A 16,568-nucleotide genomic window follows, 5' to 3' on the forward strand; every position below is an offset into this window, starting at 1 on the left:
AGTAAATAACTACCGTCTAACTATGAGTGTTTTACAGGGATAAAGGTTTTATTGAAAGAAGTGTAACAAGTCGGGAGACTTGCGACGGATAGCAGGATACATTATTATGTATTCCGGGACAAAGCCTTATTTATTTTATCCTCAAACTTATACTTATCGTCGACATACAATGCCAGTACTTTAAATGGTCTTTTTATTCCGTAAAGTCCGACCAGGGTACTTTCCTTGTTTAAACGGATAATTACATTGTGACTTTCCATAGCTCCCAAAACGGATAGTTTCCGGCATTCATTATTCTTTTCAATATCTTTAGATGATATTTCTACCGAATCAATTTCTTTAAGGCTTACGACTGCCTCGTTCATAATACCGTACCTGAGATACAGCCGGCCATTTTCAACGGATATCGGTCTTTTGTACATTGACCTTAAAAATCCGAAAATCTGGATTGCGGAATACAGGCTTAAAAAAGTCAGCACCCAGGCTACCGTGTTACTCCATTTAGTTAATAACAGGTGAAAGACCGCTGTTTCTATTCCGATCATAAAGATCGTCACCCCGAGTAAGGCCACGGTACCACTTTCTTTATGGTATGAAAACTCATTTTCTTTTAACTGTATTTTTTTCCAATGTAAAAAGCCGTAGTAAAAGACCGCTATTTCAGTAACAACCGGCATTACAACTTTTCCGGGGAGCATTTTATAGCAGACTTCTTTTAATGTTGTAAAAAAATCGAAAGACTGCGTTCGGGTCAACTTATATTGCCTGACAACTCCTGATACCTTGTAGATCACAAAAGACAGTACCGATAATTCTATAACGGGAATTGCCCATTTTTTAAAGAGGTCCAGGTATTGCTGGTTTTCGGAAGGCAGGATATTAGTACCAATTATTAAACCCAGAATTAAGACCGGAATAACTGTTGTTTTCGGAATTCCTGTTTTTCTTATCAGGAAAAAGTATAGTAAAGGGACCGTTAATAACAAATCTGCTGTTATTCCTATTGCCAGGTTATCCGGATTTAACCTGAATACTGGCGATCTGGCGATCATGATAATGAACCCGAAGGTTATGGCCAATATTCCGAATATAATTAACGGGCTTCGAAAATTTATAATCCTGTTCATTTCACCTGTTTTTCATTCTGAAAAGTTTCCCCTTAACAATTTACCACCAATTTATTAATTTTCAAACATGGGAAAGAAGATCAAAAGGACACATTCATTTAAAACAAACAACCAGTGCATGACGACATTGTGGTACGTTTTTTACTTTTTTCGGGAATACAATAATATTACACCATTACTGGCTCTCGAACCGTAAATTGCCGAGGCTGTTTTATCCTTTATGACCTTTATGCTGTCTATATCCTTTGCATCATATTTCTTCAATGCATCCGGTTTTATCGGCGAACCGTTTAATATTATAAGTGGCGAAGTGTCCGAAGTAAGGGACATACAAGGCCCTATTCCGTTACGCACAGGTTTCACTGTGGTGGTATCCTGTTTTTGATCTTGAACATCGTTCCCGTCAGACGCTAAGGTATAGTTCAATTCTTCCTGCATCATACGCCTGACTTTTGTATAGGCATCGGAAGGCTCCTGGGAGAAGGTCTTAAAACTTATAACACACAAAAAGATAAGAAAGCTGATCTTTTTCATAGGTTTTGTTTCCGGATTTCAATTATTGGTCGATCGCTAATTCCCGTCTTAATTTTTTAGATAATTTGGTAACAGCTATGTTGTAGGAAACATCCAAAAACTCCCGAAGGGTACTATCCGGAATTGATCCGTCTATCTCTACCCTGCTCCAGTGCTTTTTACTGAAATAGGAAGGCTCTTTTACCGAAGCATACCGTACTCTCAATGCATCGACCGTTTCCGGGTCGCACCTCACACTAAAACTCGCAAACGTATTGATATTGGTTGCGGCAAACATTTTCCCTACTACCTTGAATACCAGTGTATCGGGTAGATTAGGAAAGGGTATGCCCTCGGTTACTCCTCTTTTTTTCAGGCAGTAATCCCGGTATTCCTCAATATTCATAGTGCATTGCATTTTATTTGAGCGACTTCACCGCCCTTGTTTCTTTACGATATTTTTACGCCCCGGTAATGATCGTACCGAACTTAAATCACCGAAACGCCGTTCAAGTCAGTAGTAAGCACTTCGCTCATATAGTCGAAATAAGGGCGTATGGTCCGGAATGACTGATCTGCTTTTTCCAGGAAATCCTTGCTGAGCACTTCCTTGTCCGTAAAGTTTTTGGTGAACATATATTGCTTTTTCCTGATCAGGTCAATGGCCGGGTGGTCTTTACTGAATCCTTTTGGTGCCGTTTTGACCTCCTCTCCTTTCACCTCGCCCCAAACGGATTGAAAAGTTTTGTCGTTAATGATCTCCCTCATTTCGGTATCGTCCATTTCAAATTCCTTGCGTATGCGGAGCAGATCATCCTTTTCGGGCTGCCAGAATCCTGTTGCTATAAATGAATTGCCCGGTTCCACATGCAGGTAATACCCGCCCCTGTACTCGGGTTTCTGCCTGCGGAAGCTTATCCCGAAATGGGTTTTGTACGGTTGCTTGTTGGCCGAAAAGCGCACATCGCGGTATATCCTGAAAAGTTTTACCTTGTCTACGGCATCGTGCGTTTTCATCATCCCGAAAAGGGTGTTCCCGGCATCTTTTGCTTCGGCCTCGGCCTCTTTGAAGCGCTTTTTGTTTTCGTTGAACCAGTCACGGTCGTTATTGGTTTTAAGTTCTTTTAAAAAGGAAAGCGTTGCATTGGAAATCATAACAGCAGATTTTGGTTGATCAAATTTAGTGATAAAAAATAATAATGAGCCGGAGAGACAAACATGGGGTCTGAACAATACGGAGTACAACACATTCCGGAAGCTTACAACAGTTTCATATTGCAAATGTTGAACTATAACGGTCCGCTTATAATAATGCTGTCTGTCGCTACCCGTTTAGTATGCAGGATCGTTACCATACTATTTTGATTTTTTGTCCGGCTTGAATGATAATCCCCGTTCGGCCAAAGATCTTTTGAATACCGGTAAAGAAGCCTTTCCGATTCCGTGAATGCCAAGTATTTCTTTTTCGGTATAGGTTGAAAGCTTTTCTATGGTGTCAATGCCGTAGTAGAGTAACGCATTTCTCGCCGGACTGCTCAACAAAGCCAGAAACCCTTTGGCAGGACCCTTCTCTGCTTCACAAACCGGGCAAGTGGGACAATCGCTGCTTTTATAAAATTTATGCCCTTTTTCGCAAGTCCTTAAAGTTTTTGGTGCGGTCATATTGTTTCTTTCTGTTTGCAACTCTCAATGGCTTAATTTACCGATATTTTACTTATTCTTCAAACACATTAATTACATTATTCTGAACAAGGTATTTCAGATCATTCTGTTTTTCTGCTTCCTGAACATTGCTCTTATCAGGTTGAAGGGATAAACAAACTGGGTAAAAAATATGACAAGTACAGTTATAAATAATACGGCATCAAGTTTTTGATTGTATTTCATATCCGCAAGGTTAAACTCCGAAAGATTATTGCGGTAAAGCATTGATATCCCCCAGAGAAGTGCACTTCCCCCGAAAACGGATACGAGGTGCGCCAGGGTAAGCCACCGGGTCAGTTTCCCGTTCGCTTTTTGCACGATCAGATATCCCAGACCGATCATTCCGAAAAGCAGTGCAATTATAACGGACAGGTATTCATAACCAATAACATAATAGGTGGCGTGGATATTCACATCCAGTGTTTTATGGCCATTTACAAAGCCGAACAGCATTATAAAAGGTATGGAGAACCAGAAAATGAGGTGTGGTTTGTTCAGGAGCCTGGTCATTTTTATGAAAATATTTTGACGGTCAATTCATTATTTACCCGGAGCAGGGATAAAGATAATTATTTCTGTTTGTTTACAACCAATTAACGCAACCTTTCGCCTTGTTATGTATCTGTATAACAGACCAAAACATCAAGACCATGAGACTTCGGGAACTATTTTTCTTACTGATGGGCATTGTACTTTTATCCTGTTCCAATGATGATGATAGCAATCCTGTGGTTGACAATCCGCTTCTGAACCATCCCTATCCGCAGGAGTGGAAATTGTTTAAAATGAAGGGGAATACAGAGGATTCCGAAACCACAGGAGAAAAAATGGAATGGCAGGAAACCTATATCCTGAATCCGGATAGTACCTTTACCAAAACCAGGGTCACCGAAAACGAGACCCTGACAGGTAACGGGACTTTTATGATCACGGAAAACGAACACGGAACGGTACTTCTCCTTACTTTTGAAAATGAAAACAATCCGGTTATAGGAACGTGTTACGGGGATAACAAAGAACGCCTTACCCAAAACGCAGCCGAGGGAATTCTGGTCAGTTCCTGGGAAAATTGTGATGGCCCCGGACTTTTTTATGAAATGGCAGGCGAATAAAAAATTATTATCCGTATCACATACCTGAAAGATCTATTTCAGTCTTACATATTTTTCAATATTGATATGATCTACGCCCAGCGTTTCTACCTTTTCAACACCTTTGGTCACTAAAGTATCGTCATTTATTCGATATTCCAGTTCAAAACTATTGTTTTCCCACTCCCGGTAATTGCAATATTCCAGGTATTCGGTATATGTATTTCCTTTTACGGAATAAGTGCCTCCGCCTGATACAAAAACGGCACTGCTGTCCTTCCCCTGGTTCAGGTCATGCCGCAAAAAGGCAAAGTGGGTATCGTTAATGATCTTGATCATCTCCTGATCTTTGGTATAGTCGGTAAAAACAGTGTCTTTGTCTTTTATGGTTGTCCCGGATAGCAGTTTCCAGGTTCCCTTTATGGTCGGATCACCGTTTTCAGGTCCTTTACGCTGTTCTCCGGTTGTACAGGAATTTAGCAGAACTGCAATTCCCGCAATAAATACATGTAATGTGCTCATATTCCGGTTTTGATTTGTGTTTTTTTTGATAGTAATACGGTACACGCTGTTCACTTACCTGCCCAGTTTTAATATTCTGAAAGCCCCCTGAACAACCAAAAGGAAAACAATCGTTCCGATAATCAGGTCGGGTTTATTGGAGTCCAGCCAATGCACCAGAAGCCCGGCTGTGATTACTCCGAGATTAATAATTACATCGTTCGAGGTAAAAATCATGCTCGCTTTCATATGGGCTTCTTCCTTGCTCTTCGACTTTTGTAACAGATAAAGGCAAATACCGTTTGCTATCAGGGCAAAGACCGAAACCAGGATCATGGTTGAAAAATCAGGCATTTTCTCCGCGCCGAAAAAACGCCTCAAAACTTCTGCAAAGCCGATTATGGCAAGAGCGATCTGAAAATATCCCGCAAGCCTGGCGATCTGTTTTTTACGCGTAAACGTACCTCCTACTGCAAATAAACTTATTCCGTAAACAAAGGCATCGGCCAGCATATCCAGACTGTCCGCCACAAGTCCCATAGACCTGGACAACAATCCCGTACTCATTTCAATAAGGAAAAAAGCAAAATTTATGATAAGTACGGACCAGAGTAGTTTTCTCTGATCCGAACTTTCCGAGAATGTCGTCTGGTCCGTCGCTTCCGTAATCAGTTTCCGTCCGCCCAATTTCAGTTCGGTAATCGACCTTTCTATCTGTTCGATCTGCCCCTCGTGAAAAACCGTTAATTTCCGGCCGGGGATATCAAAACTGAGGTTTTTGATCCCGGAAATATCGTTCAGCTTCATCCGGATAAGGTTTTCTTCGGAAGGACAATCCATTTTCGTAATTTCAAATATTGTCTTTTCCATCTTTTTTCACTGTTAATGACACCAAAATACCGGATTATTTTTTACCGAATGCTATTTTTAACCCCATGGCAATAAAAACAGCACCGGAGAATTTATTCAGCCAGTGATCTATTTTCGGATGTTCCGTAAACTTTTTGGAAAACGTCCCCGCAAAAAATGTGAGTATCAGCAGCCAGGCTGTGCCCATCAGGGCAAAAGTAATACCCAGTAAGATAAACGGCAGCGGGTTCTGAAGCTGGGCCGGATCGATAAACTGCGGGAAGAATGCAATAAAAAAGAGGGCTACTTTCGGATTTAAAATATTGGTTACAAGTCCGGAGAAATAGTTTTGTCCGCTTGTCTTCCGGTGGGGTTCCGTACTTCGAGTGGCAACTGTGCCTTTCCTCGTAATCAGTTTCGCGATTCCGAGATAAATCAAATAGGCGGCTCCCACGTACTTGACAAGCATGAACAACACGGCAGATTTTGCCACAATAACGGAAAGTCCCAGGGCGGCAAAAACGGTATGGGCCAGAATTCCGGAGTTGATCCCCAGGGTAGAGTATATCCCGGCCTTTTTTCCCTGACTTATGGATTTGTTTAAAACAAACACCGTATCTATACCGGGGGTGATGATAAAAAATACTGCCGTGACCACAAAGGTCAGAAAGTTTTCTATTCCCATAGTTCAATCGGGTTAAATAGTTGTACTGCTAAAGAAAAACGAAATTATGAAATTTAGCAGTTCAAAAGAACCCTCTTTCCCGCAATTCACAAATTTTTACCGGACACCCGAAATATAAGTCATTCATTACGGATATGGCCTATCAATTAAACCTTCCCTGCCAAAAAAGAAAAGGTTTTATCCCCGTATTATCCGCATTTCCTAAAAAGATTTGTCGCAGCTCATGAACTATGGTAAAAAAAATGTATTTTTATATTGTCATAAAGACCATAAGATTAAAATACAAGAACACCGGAAAAACCACCAGGACATGAATAAATTCACCATAGCACTTATTGTTTTTTTCTTCATTCAACCTACCCTGTCATCTGCACAGGTAAAACTTCCCCGCCTTATCAGCGACGGCATGGTCCTTCAAAGGGACAGGGAAATAAAGGTCCGGGGCCGGGCCGCTCCCCATGAGGCGGTAAAACTGACCTTCAGAAATAACACCTATAACACCAAAGCAGACAGCCGGGGCAACTGGAGCATTCCGCTACCGGCACAGAATGCCGGAGGACCTTATAAAATGATCTTTGAAGCCAGCAACCGGATAGTGTTGAACAACATCGTATTCGGAGATGTATGGGTTTGCTCCGGGCAGTCCAACATGGAGCTCACCATGGAAAGGGTCAGAGAAAAATATGCGAAAATCATCCAACAGGCGGAAAACCCGGATATCCGGCAGTTCCTTGTTCCGGACCAATATGACTTCAAAGAGGAGCACCGTGACCTGGACGGCGGACAATGGCAAAGTGCCACCCCGGAAAATGTTCTCGGTTTTTCGGCAGTAGCTTATTTCTTTGCCCGGGAACTTTACGAAAAACACAAAGTACCCATAGGTCTTATTAATGCCGCTCTTGGCGGTTCTCCGGTTGAAGCCTGGATGAGCGAGGAAACACTGAAACCGTTCCCTTATGCCTATGAGGAACTCCAGAAATTCAAGGATGACAAGCTTATTGATAATATAACAAAAGAAGACAGCATCCGTACCGCCCAATGGTATGGCCAACTCAACGCCAAAGACCTAGGGTTGAAAGATCAGCCTTACTGGCATGAAAAGGATATACGGGACGAAAACTGGAACTCCATGAAGATCCCCGGCTATTGGGCAGACGAACCGGGGGGAAATAAAAACGGTGTGGTTTGGTTCCGGAAAGAAGTAAATATTCCCGCATCAATGACCGGTAAACCGGCCAGCTTATGGCTGGGGCGTATCGTAGACCAGGACTTTGCCTACATAAACGGGCAGCAGGTAGGCAGTACCGGCTACCAATACCCTCCCCGCAAGTATGCTGTTGCACCGGGTATCCTGGATGAAGGCCGTAATGTTATAGCCGTAAGGGTTATCAATAGCAGCGGAAAAGGCGGGTTTGTGACTGACAAGCCCTATTTCCTGGCTGTACAGGATGATACGATAGACCTGAAAGGTTTATGGAAATACAAAACAGGGGCTTCGATGCCCCCTTTAAAAGGCCCGACCTTTATACGCTGGAAACCGGGAGGTTTATACAACAAAATGATCGCCCCTTTACTCAATTATACCATTAAGGGCGTGATCTGGTACCAGGGGGAATCCAATACGGGAAACCCTTCCAATTACGATAAAACCTTTCCGGCCATGATTCGCAACTGGAGAACGGAATGGAAACAGGGTGATTTTCCGTTCCTATACGTGCAACTAACCAACTTCATGAAAGAAACCACGACTCCGACAGCAAGCAACTGGGCCGAATTAAGGCAAAAACAATTAAACACTTTGGCGCTTCCCAATACCGGAATGGCCGTGATCATAGATCTCGGTGAATGGAACGACATCCACCCGCTCAACAAGGCCGATGTAGGAAAACGACTGGCCCTGCTGGCCCGGAAGATCGCTTACGGTGAAAAGAACATTACCGCTTCCGGCCCTCTGCCCGAAAAAGCCGATTTCAGAAAAGATGATATACAGATCACCTTCAGAAACACGGGAAAAGGACTAACCACCCGAAACGGTAAGGCACCCGATTATTTTTCCATTTCATCCGACGGAAAAAACTTTGTCTGGGCAAAGGCCGAAATAACCGGGAAGAATACGATCAGGGTATGGAACGATTCGGTATCCAGTCCGGTAGTGGTACGCTATGCCTGGGCCGATAATCCCGTTTCGGCCAACCTGTATTCAAAAAACGGGCTTCCGGCCAGTCCTTTCGAATTGAGGAAGTAACATCTTTCACCTTTCAACAACCAATGGGTTACAACATCATTCAGAACTCATAAAATGAACTGCATAGCAGTTCTCTTCTTCAGCATAAATACGGTTTTCTTCTCCCGGAGAAACCCGGAAAAAATGCTGGTTTCGCTTTTGGACAATGTAAGGCCGCCTGCAACAGAACAGACCAACGGGAGGTTGTTTTACCCTCCGATCTGCCCGCCGTTGATCTTGTTGTAAATGCCTACTACCCTGCCATCGGTAAGGCTGGCCACAAAACAGCTTACCCCCAGCAGACAACTGTATTCGGAAGTAAATCCCTGCAAATATTTTTCGGGGATCAGGTTAAGCACAAGCTCATCATAGTGCGTATCCTCTCCTTTTAGCTTATGAAGGGCTGCCTTGCAGAATACTTCCAGAAGCTTCTCGACAATGGCATATCCGGAGATTTCCTTTTCGGTGACTTCCTTCGACTTATATATCTTTTCGATACTGAGCTTTATAATATCGTTCACCTGGGCGGTATACCTGCACTTATCCAGCAGCGATGCGGAAAATTCCCCTTTTAATATGGCTTCTTCATACGCTGTAAACACTCTTGCGGCTTCCCCGATAAGGGTATTGATGGCCAGTGCACGGAGATAACTGATCCGGTCTTCCCTGGTCTTTAATTCTCCGTACTTCCCGGTATTGATACTGTCTTTCACGAGTTTAATGAGGTATTCCAGGGCGTATTCCTCTTCTATCAACCCGAGGTTAATGCCATCTTCAAAATCGATGATCGTATAGCAGATGTCATCGGCAGCTTCCACAAGAAAAGCAAGCGGGTGCCGGGCATAGGAAATGTCGTCTCCGCTCCGGGTCTGTATAAGGTTGAGTTCGGCAGCTACCTCGGCAAAAAATGCTTTTTCTGACTGGAAAAACCCGAATTTCTTATCGGCTATATGTCTCGTCGGCTTTTTCGGCAGGGATTCCTTCGGATATTTGGTAAATGCCCCAAGTGTGGCATAACTGAGCCTCAGACCTCCTTTTACCCCGTCCCGGCTCTCGGTGAGTATTTTAAAACCATTGGCATTCCCTTCAAAATCGGTAAGGTCCTGGTATTGCTTCGGGCTGAGCAACGTTTTGTATTTTGCCCCTTCCCCGCCTTTAAAAAAGGCCCCTATGGCTTTCTCTCCGCTATGTCCGAAAGGCGGATTACCGATGTCATGCGCGAGTGCCGCGGCAGCCACTATAGCCCCGAAATCGTTAAAACGGTAGCCGTGCACTTCCTTCAGGTAAGGATGTTTTTCCAGTATTTTTTTGCCGACTATCCTCCCCAGGCTACGACCCACTACTGAAACTTCCATGCTATGGGTAAGCCGGGTGTGTACAAAATCGGTTTTGGACAACGGGATCACCTGTGTCTTGTCCTGCAAACTGCGGAAGGAGGAGGAAAATATGATACGATCATAATCCACCTCAAACCCCAAACGGGTCTCTTCCTGTTCTTTTCGCAATCGTTTGTTGGTATCGCCCTGTCTTCTGAGGGATAAAAGTTCTTCCCACTGCATCATAGTTGTTCCGTATTATTTCCTAATTGGTCCAGTCCTTCCCGGATTTGTTTTTCTTCTTCATATTTTTTGATGTCCACTACAAAAGTCCCGGCCAGGGAATCGTGCCATCCCCTTCCTTCGCTGCCCAGAAAGGAAAATGCATCGAACGGGATAAACCGGCAGATACTCCGGATAAACACTTCATCCGGGGTGGCTTTCTTTTCTCCTTTGTTAATAACCCGGGTATTGGTAATAAACTTCCCTATGGTCCTCCCGGTTATACTCTCAATAGCGGTATAATAAACCAGGCTGACGAGTATCCCGAAAAGAAGTTCCTCCACAGCCGTCATATTTTCAATAAAACGGAGAAAGCCTCCCATGCCGAACATATCGGCCAGGATAAAAGACAGTATTCCGAGCAAAAAGGTCAGGATATAGATCACGATCCGGTCTATAATCAGGTTGGCCAGGCGCTTTCCCTTGCTGGCATATACCTTTTCCGGAAGGTAATAGTATTTTTTTTGCATAGGCAATCACATATTCGGCCCTCTTCAGTTCCGACACCATATAGAGACCGGAAAGTTAGTAAATAGGTACAAAAACCGGAGACAAAAGGCCCCGAAACTTTTAATTTTTTCCCATCCGGCATTTCAAACCCCGAAAAAGCCAATGAAACGGCCTTTCCGGGGTTGCAAATATCTTCAGATTCGGGTTAATCATATGTTACGACCCGCACATCAGGCAATCGTCATCTTCACTTTCACGTGATTTGGCGAGCATTTCCTTTAATTCCTCGGGAGTCAGCGGATCTACGGCCACCGGGGCGTTTTTCCCCGAGTTCTGTACCACGGTAGCTGCTTCTGCGGGTACTTCAGCCTGTTTGGGCTGAGGCGCCTCTTTTTTACTGTTGTCCAGCGTAAATTTAATGGCATCTACGGCCGATTTGGTCCTGAGGTAATACATTCCTGTCTTGAGCCCGCTCTTCCAGGCATAGAAATGCATGGAGGTGAGTTTCGCGTAGTTGGCGTTTTCCATAAACAGGTTCAGGGATTGTGACTGATCTATAAAATACCCCCTTTGACGGGACATGTCGATAATGTCTTTCATGCTCAGTTCCCATACGGTTTTATACAGGTCCTTGATCTCCTGCGGAATACCCTCTATATGTTGTATGGAACCGTTGGCACGCATCAGTTCCTGTTTAAGGTCTTCCGTCCACAGGCCGAGATCTACCAGGTCTTCCAGCAGGTGCTTGTTCACCACGATAAATTCTCCGGACAGTACTCTTCGGGTATAAATATTAGAGGTGTAGGGTTCGAAGCATTCATTGTTCCCGAGAATCTGTGAAGTAGACGCCGTTGGCATGGGAGCTACAAGCAGGGAATTCCGCACCCCGTGTTTTACCACGTCCTTACGCAGTTTGGCCCAGTTCCATCTTCCGCTCAGTTCTTCATCCTTTATGCCCCAAAGGTTGTATTGGAATTCTCCTTTGGAGATCGGTGATCCTTTGAAGGATTCGTAAGGCCCTTCTTCCCTGGCCATCTCCATGGAAGCGGTGACGGCAGCGAAATAAATGGTTTCAAAAATCTCCTGATTCAATGTTTTGGCCTCATCAGAGGTGAATGGCATCCTCAGGCGGATAAAAGTATCGGCCAGACCTTGTACACCCAGGCCAATGGGACGGTGACGGAAGTTGGAATTTTCGGCTTCCTTCACCGGGTAATAGTTCCTGTCGATAACCCTGTTAAGGTTTCGCGTCACACGTTTGGTAACCTTGAAGAGTTCCTTATGATCGAACTCCTTGCCCTTGATGAACATGGGCAGTGCTATAGACGCCAGGTTACATACGGCAACCTCATCGGGAGAGGTGTATTCCAGTATTTCGGTACAGAGGTTGGAAGAGCGTATGGTCCCCAGATTCTTCTGGTTGGATTTCCGGTTGGCCGCATCCTTGTAAAGCATGTAAGGGGTTCCCGTCTCTATCTGTGATTCGAGTATTTTTTCCCAGAGCTCCCTGGCCTTTACGGTTTTTCTTCCTTTTCCGGCGGCTTCGTATTCTTCGTATTTCTTCTCAAATTCCTCGCCGTAGCTGTCATACAGTCCGGGGCATTCGTTCGGGCACATCAGTGTCCAGCTGTCGTTCTGTTCCACCCTTTTCATGAACAGGTCGGATATCCACATGGCGTAGAACAGATCGCGTGCACGCATTTCCTCTTTTCCGTGATTTTTCTTCAGGTCGAGGAAATCAAGGATATCGGCATGCCAGGGCTCCACATAGATGGCAAAGCTCCCTTTCCGTTTACCGCCTCCCTGGTCTACATAACGGGCAGTATCGTTAAACACACGGAGCATGGGCACTATACCGTTGGATGTTCCGTTTGTTCCGGCTATATAACTTCCCGTGGCACGTATGTTATGGATAGACAACCCGATCCCCCCGGCAGACTGCGAGATCTTGGCTGTTTGCTTCAGGGTATCGTAAATGCCGTCAATACTGTCGTCTTTCATGGCCAGCAAAAAGCAGGACGACATCTGCGGTTTCGGTGTTCCGGAATTAAACAGTGTGGGCGTAGCGTGTGTAAAGTATTTTTTGGACATGAGTTCGTAGGTTTCTACAACGCTGTCCATATCGTCAAGATGGATACCAACGGCCACACGCATCAGCATGTGTTGCGGACGCTCGGCAATTTTTCCGTTAAGTTTCAGCAGGTAGGACCGTTCAAGGGTTTTGAACCCGAAATAGTCGTATCCGAAATCCCGGTTGTAAATAATGGTGGAATCCAGTTTTTCGGCATTATCCTGAACAACCTTAAAAACTTCATCAGACAGCAGCGGTGCTTTTTTACCTGTTCGCGGATTGACGTAATGGTAAAGGTCTGCCATGGTCTCCGAAAAGGACTTCTTGGTATTCTTATGAAGGTTGGACACTGATATCCTCGCCGCAAGCTTGGCATAGTCCGGATGTGTGGTGGTCATGGTGGCCGCAATTTCGGCAGCCAGGTTATCCAGTTCCGACGTGGTTACGCCGTCATACAGCCCCTCTATGACCCGCATGGCCACTTTTACGGGGTCCACCAGGGGATTCAGCCCGTAACACAATTTTCTGACCCTTGCCGTGATCTTGTCGAACATCACGGGCTCTTTTCTGCCGTCTCTTTTAATTACATACATACCGCTACTGTTTTTGGTTAAATATTTTTCATAATGATTTACTTCTCTTAAGTTTCGGAAACTGTCCTACTCATTACCTGAACAAATACACTCCGTAATATTCTTTTAAAAATCGGCGTCGAAGCTGATTTTCTGCGACTCGTCGTCCTTGTCTTTGTTGAGTACCCCGGCTTTCTGGTATTCGGACACCCTTTTTTCAAAGAAATTGGTTTTCCCCTGCAGGGATATCATATCCATAAAGTCGAACGGATTGGTTGAGTTGTACACTTTCTCACATTCCAGTTCCACGAGCAGTCTGTCCGTTACAAATTCGAGGTATTGCGTCATCAGTTTGGCATTCATCCCGATAAGGCTCACGGGGAGGGACTCGGTGACAAACTCCCTTTCTATGTCGAGCGCGTCTACAATGATCTCTTTTATACGTTCTTTGGATACCTTGTTCACCAGGTGATTATTGTGCAGATGTACGGCAAAATCGCAATGCATTCCCTCATCTCTCGATATCAATTCATTGGAAAATGTAAGCCCGGGCATCAACCCTCTTTTCTTCAGCCAGAAAATGGAACAGAATGCCCCGGAGAAGAATATCCCCTCTACGGCCGCAAAAGCAATAAGCCGCTCGGCAAAAGAGTCGGATTCGATCCATCGCAGTGCCCAATCCGCCTTTTTCTTGATCGCAGGAAACACCTCTAAGGCCCTGAACAACCGGTCCCGTTCTTCTTCTTCCTTCACATAGGTATCGATCAACAGGGAATAGGTTTCCGAATGAATGTTCTCCATCATGATCTGGAAACCATAAAAGAATTTCGCTTCGGAATACTGGACTTCATTCACAAAGTTTTCGGCGAGATTCTCGTTGACAATTCCGTCAGAAGCGGCAAAGAACGCCAGAATGTGCTTAATAAAATAACGCTCGTCGTCATTGAGTTTGTTGTTCCAGTCGTTCAGGTCCTGGTGCAGGTCAATTTCCTCTGCGGTCCAGAAACACGCTTCCTGCTTTTTGTACCATTCCCATATATCGTGGTGCTGGATCGGAAAAATGACAAACCTGTCTTTATTCTCTTGTAAAATGGGCTCCGTTGTAACTGACATCGTTTCTCGTTTTTAGGAAGTTAATATTTTTTGAATGGGGTAGGTTGGGACTAACAAAGATTGCAAAATGTCGTTAGAAATGAAAGCCGAAACCCCTGGTCTGACACAAAAGTTTTTAACAGTACCTGTTGAAATGTTTCCCAAACAACACTTCACACAAAACACACAAGAATCTAAAAATCAGAATATTAAAACTTAGCACTATTTATCTCAATAAATAACAAAGATAGTGACAAAGCCCTTGTTTTAAAGGTGAAAGCAAAGATTTATCTTAAAAAAATAACGCTGGAGGGACAGGCATAAAATTCCGGGGATTCACAGCCGGAAAAACCTAAAAAAGATATTTTTAACCGACCAACTTTTGGGGTCCGGTCCAGAATGCCGTTTTTCACTTTTCAAGTTTTCCGGCCACTTCTTCCAGTTCCCTGTACCAGTCTTCCCCGAATTTACGGATCAGGGCTTCCTTTGTAAATTTATAAACGGGCACCTGTAATTCCTTGCCCAGTGTGCAGGCATCGTCACAAATATGCCACTTGTGATAGTTCACGGCGGCAAATTCCGAATACGCTTTGACCCTCACCGGGTACAAATGGCAGGAAATCGGCTTTTTCCAGGATATCTCGCCCTTGTTACAAGCCTGCTCTATACCGCAAAACGCGGTTCCCTTATCACCAAAAGTAACATATGCACATTCAGAACCATTGACCAGCGGGGTTTCCCATTCGCCGTCTTCACCCTTAATAAAAGTCCCCTGTGCTTCAATCGCGGCAATGCCTTCTTTTCGCAGAAAGGGTTTTACTTTGGGATATATCGCTTCCAGCACGGCCGTTTCTTCGTCTTCCAACGGCGCCCCGGCATCGCCGTCCACACAACACGCCCCTTTGCAGGCCGACAGGTTGCACACAAAATCTTCTTCAATGATCTCTTCGGATACTATGGTTTTCCCTAACTGAAACATGCTGCAAAGATAGCATTATTTGTGATTGGCCATCCGTCCCGGCCGATAATCCGGAAACTTCTGTTACCCCCGTCACCGAAGCATACATTTACATAACATTCTCCTAACGTTAAATTAGCTATAACATAGGCAGATAGCACAGATTATTTTTCCTATTTTAGCACCGTTTTTTGCCAAAGACCCGAAACATGAAAAAAATATTATTCTTTTTATTAGTGTCTATGATAGCTACCGGAGCTGTGGAAAAAGTTACTGCCCAGGAAGGGCAGGGCTTTATAAAAAACAGGGTAATTGCTCATCGCGGAGCATTTAAGAACGCCGGTTATCCGGAAAATTCGCTGGCTTCCCTGAACCGGGCCATTGAACTGGGGTGCGAAGGTTCCGAGTTCGACGTATGGATGACGGCCGACAGCGTACTTGTAGTAAATCACGATGCGGATTTTATGGGCATGCACATCGAAACGTCCACGTATAAGGAACTTCTGCAAAAACAGTATCCCAACGGGGAAAATATCCCGACGGCAGAGGAATATATAAGGGAAGGCATGAAACAGCATCGCACCAAACTCATCTTCGAAATAAAACCTTCCAGAAAAAGCAGGGAGCACGGCCTTAAACTCGCGGAAAAAGCCGTTGCCCTGGTACATCAACGCAATGCACAGGACTGGGTGGATTACATCAGCTTTGACTACGACATCTGTAAAAGGGTGATGGCGCTGGACCCGGATGCCAATGTTGCTTACCTCAACGGGGACCTTGCTCCTGCCGAACTGAAAAAAGACGGTTTTTTCGGTCTGGATTATTCCCTGAAGGTCATGAAAAAACACCCGGAATGGATAAAACAGGCAAAAACGGCCGGACTTACCGTTAATGTATGGACAGTCAATAAAAAGGAAGACATGGAATGGCTTCTCCGGGAAGGGGCAGACTTTATCACAACCAACGAACCGGAATTATTGCTGGAGCTTGTAAAAAAATAGCCTGCCGTTCCGCTATCTTCGTTTTATTTTTTCACGTAAAGCAAAAATACTGTTACCATTAAAATTTTCTGACGGATTTCCCGTTTATCCGCCGGATATGATTACTTTTGCCATCATTTTTTTTAACTTGCT

General features: G+C 44.4%; 17 protein-coding genes. 3 read left to right on the forward strand and 14 right to left on the reverse strand.

The window, feature by feature from the left end:
* Positions 1–104: 104 nt before the first annotated feature.
* The 6 genes from LS482_RS05295 to LS482_RS05320 all read right to left on the reverse strand — a co-directional run bounded on the left by LS482_RS05295 (position 105) and on the right by LS482_RS05320 (position 3,854).
* The gene (locus LS482_RS05295) at positions 105–1,127 is read right to left on the reverse strand and encodes a hypothetical protein (protein ID WP_233030709.1); all 1,023 of its coding nucleotides are present in this window, start codon (positions 1,125–1,127) and stop codon (positions 105–107) included.
* Between the two features lie 141 nt (positions 1,128–1,268).
* Complete coding sequence (locus LS482_RS05300; RefSeq protein ID WP_233030710.1) at positions 1,269–1,661, reverse strand: TonB-dependent receptor plug domain-containing protein; 393 nt, start codon at positions 1,659–1,661, stop codon at positions 1,269–1,271.
* A 22-nt stretch (positions 1,662–1,683) separates the two neighbouring features.
* Positions 1,684–2,046, reverse strand: a complete 363-nt coding sequence (locus LS482_RS05305) for an MmcQ/YjbR family DNA-binding protein (RefSeq protein WP_233030711.1) — start codon at positions 2,044–2,046, stop codon at positions 1,684–1,686.
* Positions 2,047–2,129: 83 nt separating this feature from the next.
* Positions 2,130–2,795, reverse strand: coding sequence for a DUF2461 domain-containing protein (locus LS482_RS05310; protein WP_233030712.1), 666 nt, complete (start codon positions 2,793–2,795; stop codon positions 2,130–2,132).
* A gap of 201 nt (positions 2,796–2,996) precedes the next feature.
* Complete coding sequence (locus LS482_RS05315; RefSeq protein ID WP_233030713.1) at positions 2,997–3,302, reverse strand: RNA polymerase alpha subunit C-terminal domain-containing protein; 306 nt, start codon at positions 3,300–3,302, stop codon at positions 2,997–2,999.
* A gap of 96 nt (positions 3,303–3,398) precedes the next feature.
* The gene (locus LS482_RS05320) at positions 3,399–3,854 is read right to left on the reverse strand and encodes a hypothetical protein (protein ID WP_233030714.1); all 456 of its coding nucleotides are present in this window, start codon (positions 3,852–3,854) and stop codon (positions 3,399–3,401) included.
* A gap of 140 nt (positions 3,855–3,994) precedes the next feature.
* On the opposite strand from LS482_RS05320, the gene LS482_RS05325 reads away from it, so the two are divergent.
* On the forward strand, positions 3,995–4,456 hold the full coding sequence (locus LS482_RS05325; protein ID WP_233030715.1) for a hypothetical protein: 462 nt from the start codon (positions 3,995–3,997) through the stop codon (positions 4,454–4,456).
* 33 nt (positions 4,457–4,489) lie between these two features.
* Here LS482_RS05325 and LS482_RS05330 read toward each other — a convergent pair whose 3' ends face one another.
* The 3 genes from LS482_RS05330 to LS482_RS05340 are packed head-to-tail and all read right to left on the reverse strand — an operon-like array spanning position 4,490 to position 6,470.
* The gene (locus LS482_RS05330) at positions 4,490–4,957 is read right to left on the reverse strand and encodes a hypothetical protein (protein WP_233030716.1); all 468 of its coding nucleotides are present in this window, start codon (positions 4,955–4,957) and stop codon (positions 4,490–4,492) included.
* 54 nt (positions 4,958–5,011) lie between these two features.
* Entirely contained in the window at positions 5,012–5,806 is a 795-nt protein-coding gene (locus tag LS482_RS05335; RefSeq protein WP_233030717.1) for a cation efflux transmembrane domain-containing protein, read from the reverse strand.
* A gap of 34 nt (positions 5,807–5,840) precedes the next feature.
* Complete coding sequence (locus tag LS482_RS05340) at positions 5,841–6,470, reverse strand: LysE family translocator (RefSeq protein ID WP_233030718.1); 630 nt, start codon at positions 6,468–6,470, stop codon at positions 5,841–5,843.
* Between the two features lie 310 nt (positions 6,471–6,780).
* Here LS482_RS05340 and LS482_RS05345 point away from each other — a divergent pair, with 310 nt between their 5' ends.
* Complete coding sequence (locus tag LS482_RS05345; RefSeq protein WP_233030719.1) at positions 6,781–8,715, forward strand: sialate O-acetylesterase; 1,935 nt, start codon at positions 6,781–6,783, stop codon at positions 8,713–8,715.
* A 188-nt stretch (positions 8,716–8,903) separates the two neighbouring features.
* On the opposite strand, the gene dgt is transcribed toward LS482_RS05345, so the two are convergent.
* From dgt to LS482_RS05370, 5 genes are all read right to left on the reverse strand, one after another.
* On the reverse strand, positions 8,904–10,253 hold the full coding sequence (dgt, locus tag LS482_RS05350; RefSeq protein WP_233031799.1) for a dGTP triphosphohydrolase: 1,350 nt from the start codon (positions 10,251–10,253) through the stop codon (positions 8,904–8,906).
* Complete coding sequence (locus LS482_RS05355) at positions 10,253–10,762, reverse strand: RDD family protein (protein WP_233030720.1); 510 nt, start codon at positions 10,760–10,762, stop codon at positions 10,253–10,255. The genes dgt and LS482_RS05355 overlap by 1 nt, the downstream gene beginning before the upstream one ends.
* Before the next feature lie 196 nt (positions 10,763–10,958).
* Positions 10,959–13,406 carry a ribonucleoside-diphosphate reductase subunit alpha gene (locus LS482_RS05360; protein WP_233030721.1) on the reverse strand — a complete coding sequence of 816 codons (2,448 nt, stop codon included), beginning with the start codon at positions 13,404–13,406 and terminating at the stop codon, positions 10,959–10,961.
* A 105-nt stretch (positions 13,407–13,511) separates the two neighbouring features.
* Positions 13,512–14,498, reverse strand: a complete 987-nt coding sequence (locus tag LS482_RS05365) for a ribonucleotide-diphosphate reductase subunit beta (RefSeq protein ID WP_233030722.1) — start codon at positions 14,496–14,498, stop codon at positions 13,512–13,514.
* A 388-nt stretch (positions 14,499–14,886) separates the two neighbouring features.
* Positions 14,887–15,456, reverse strand: a complete 570-nt coding sequence (locus LS482_RS05370) for a DUF3109 family protein (protein WP_233030723.1) — start codon at positions 15,454–15,456, stop codon at positions 14,887–14,889.
* A gap of 188 nt (positions 15,457–15,644) precedes the next feature.
* Between LS482_RS05370 and LS482_RS05375 the strand changes: the two genes are divergently transcribed.
* The gene (locus LS482_RS05375; protein WP_233030724.1) at positions 15,645–16,436 is read left to right on the forward strand and encodes a glycerophosphodiester phosphodiesterase; all 792 of its coding nucleotides are present in this window, start codon (positions 15,645–15,647) and stop codon (positions 16,434–16,436) included.
* Positions 16,437–16,568: the final 132 nt, after the last annotated feature.

It is taken from the genome of Sinomicrobium kalidii, assembly GCF_021183825.1.
Classification (GTDB): domain Bacteria; phylum Bacteroidota; class Bacteroidia; order Flavobacteriales; family Flavobacteriaceae; genus Sinomicrobium; species Sinomicrobium kalidii.

Bases quoted from the DNA above. Each gene is read 5' to 3' on its own strand.
- LS482_RS05295 (WP_233030709.1), bottom strand. From the start codon at position 1,127: ATGAACAGGATTATAAATTTTCGAAGCCCGTTAATTATATTCGGAATA.
- LS482_RS05300 (WP_233030710.1), bottom strand. From the start codon at position 1,661: ATGAAAAAGATCAGCTTTCTTATCTTTTTGTGTGTTATAAGTTTTAAG.
- LS482_RS05305 (WP_233030711.1), bottom strand. From the start codon at position 2,046: ATGAATATTGAGGAATACCGGGATTACTGCCTGAAAAAAAGAGGAGTA.
- LS482_RS05310 (WP_233030712.1), bottom strand. From the start codon at position 2,795: ATGATTTCCAATGCAACGCTTTCCTTTTTAAAAGAACTTAAAACCAAT.
- LS482_RS05315 (WP_233030713.1), bottom strand. From the start codon at position 3,302: ATGACCGCACCAAAAACTTTAAGGACTTGCGAAAAAGGGCATAAATTT.
- LS482_RS05320 (WP_233030714.1), bottom strand. From the start codon at position 3,854: ATGACCAGGCTCCTGAACAAACCACACCTCATTTTCTGGTTCTCCATA.
- LS482_RS05325 (WP_233030715.1), top strand. From the start codon at position 3,995: ATGAGACTTCGGGAACTATTTTTCTTACTGATGGGCATTGTACTTTTA.
- LS482_RS05330 (WP_233030716.1), bottom strand. From the start codon at position 4,957: ATGAGCACATTACATGTATTTATTGCGGGAATTGCAGTTCTGCTAAAT.
- LS482_RS05335 (WP_233030717.1), bottom strand. From the start codon at position 5,806: ATGGAAAAGACAATATTTGAAATTACGAAAATGGATTGTCCTTCCGAA.
- LS482_RS05340 (WP_233030718.1), bottom strand. From the start codon at position 6,470: ATGGGAATAGAAAACTTTCTGACCTTTGTGGTCACGGCAGTATTTTTT.
- LS482_RS05345 (WP_233030719.1), top strand. From the start codon at position 6,781: ATGAATAAATTCACCATAGCACTTATTGTTTTTTTCTTCATTCAACCT.
- dgt (WP_233031799.1), bottom strand. From the start codon at position 10,253: ATGCAGTGGGAAGAACTTTTATCCCTCAGAAGACAGGGCGATACCAAC.
- LS482_RS05355 (WP_233030720.1), bottom strand. From the start codon at position 10,762: ATGCAAAAAAAATACTATTACCTTCCGGAAAAGGTATATGCCAGCAAG.
- LS482_RS05360 (WP_233030721.1), bottom strand. From the start codon at position 13,406: ATGTATGTAATTAAAAGAGACGGCAGAAAAGAGCCCGTGATGTTCGAC.
- LS482_RS05365 (WP_233030722.1), bottom strand. From the start codon at position 14,498: ATGTCAGTTACAACGGAGCCCATTTTACAAGAGAATAAAGACAGGTTT.
- LS482_RS05370 (WP_233030723.1), bottom strand. From the start codon at position 15,456: ATGTTTCAGTTAGGGAAAACCATAGTATCCGAAGAGATCATTGAAGAA.
- LS482_RS05375 (WP_233030724.1), top strand. From the start codon at position 15,645: ATGAAAAAAATATTATTCTTTTTATTAGTGTCTATGATAGCTACCGGA.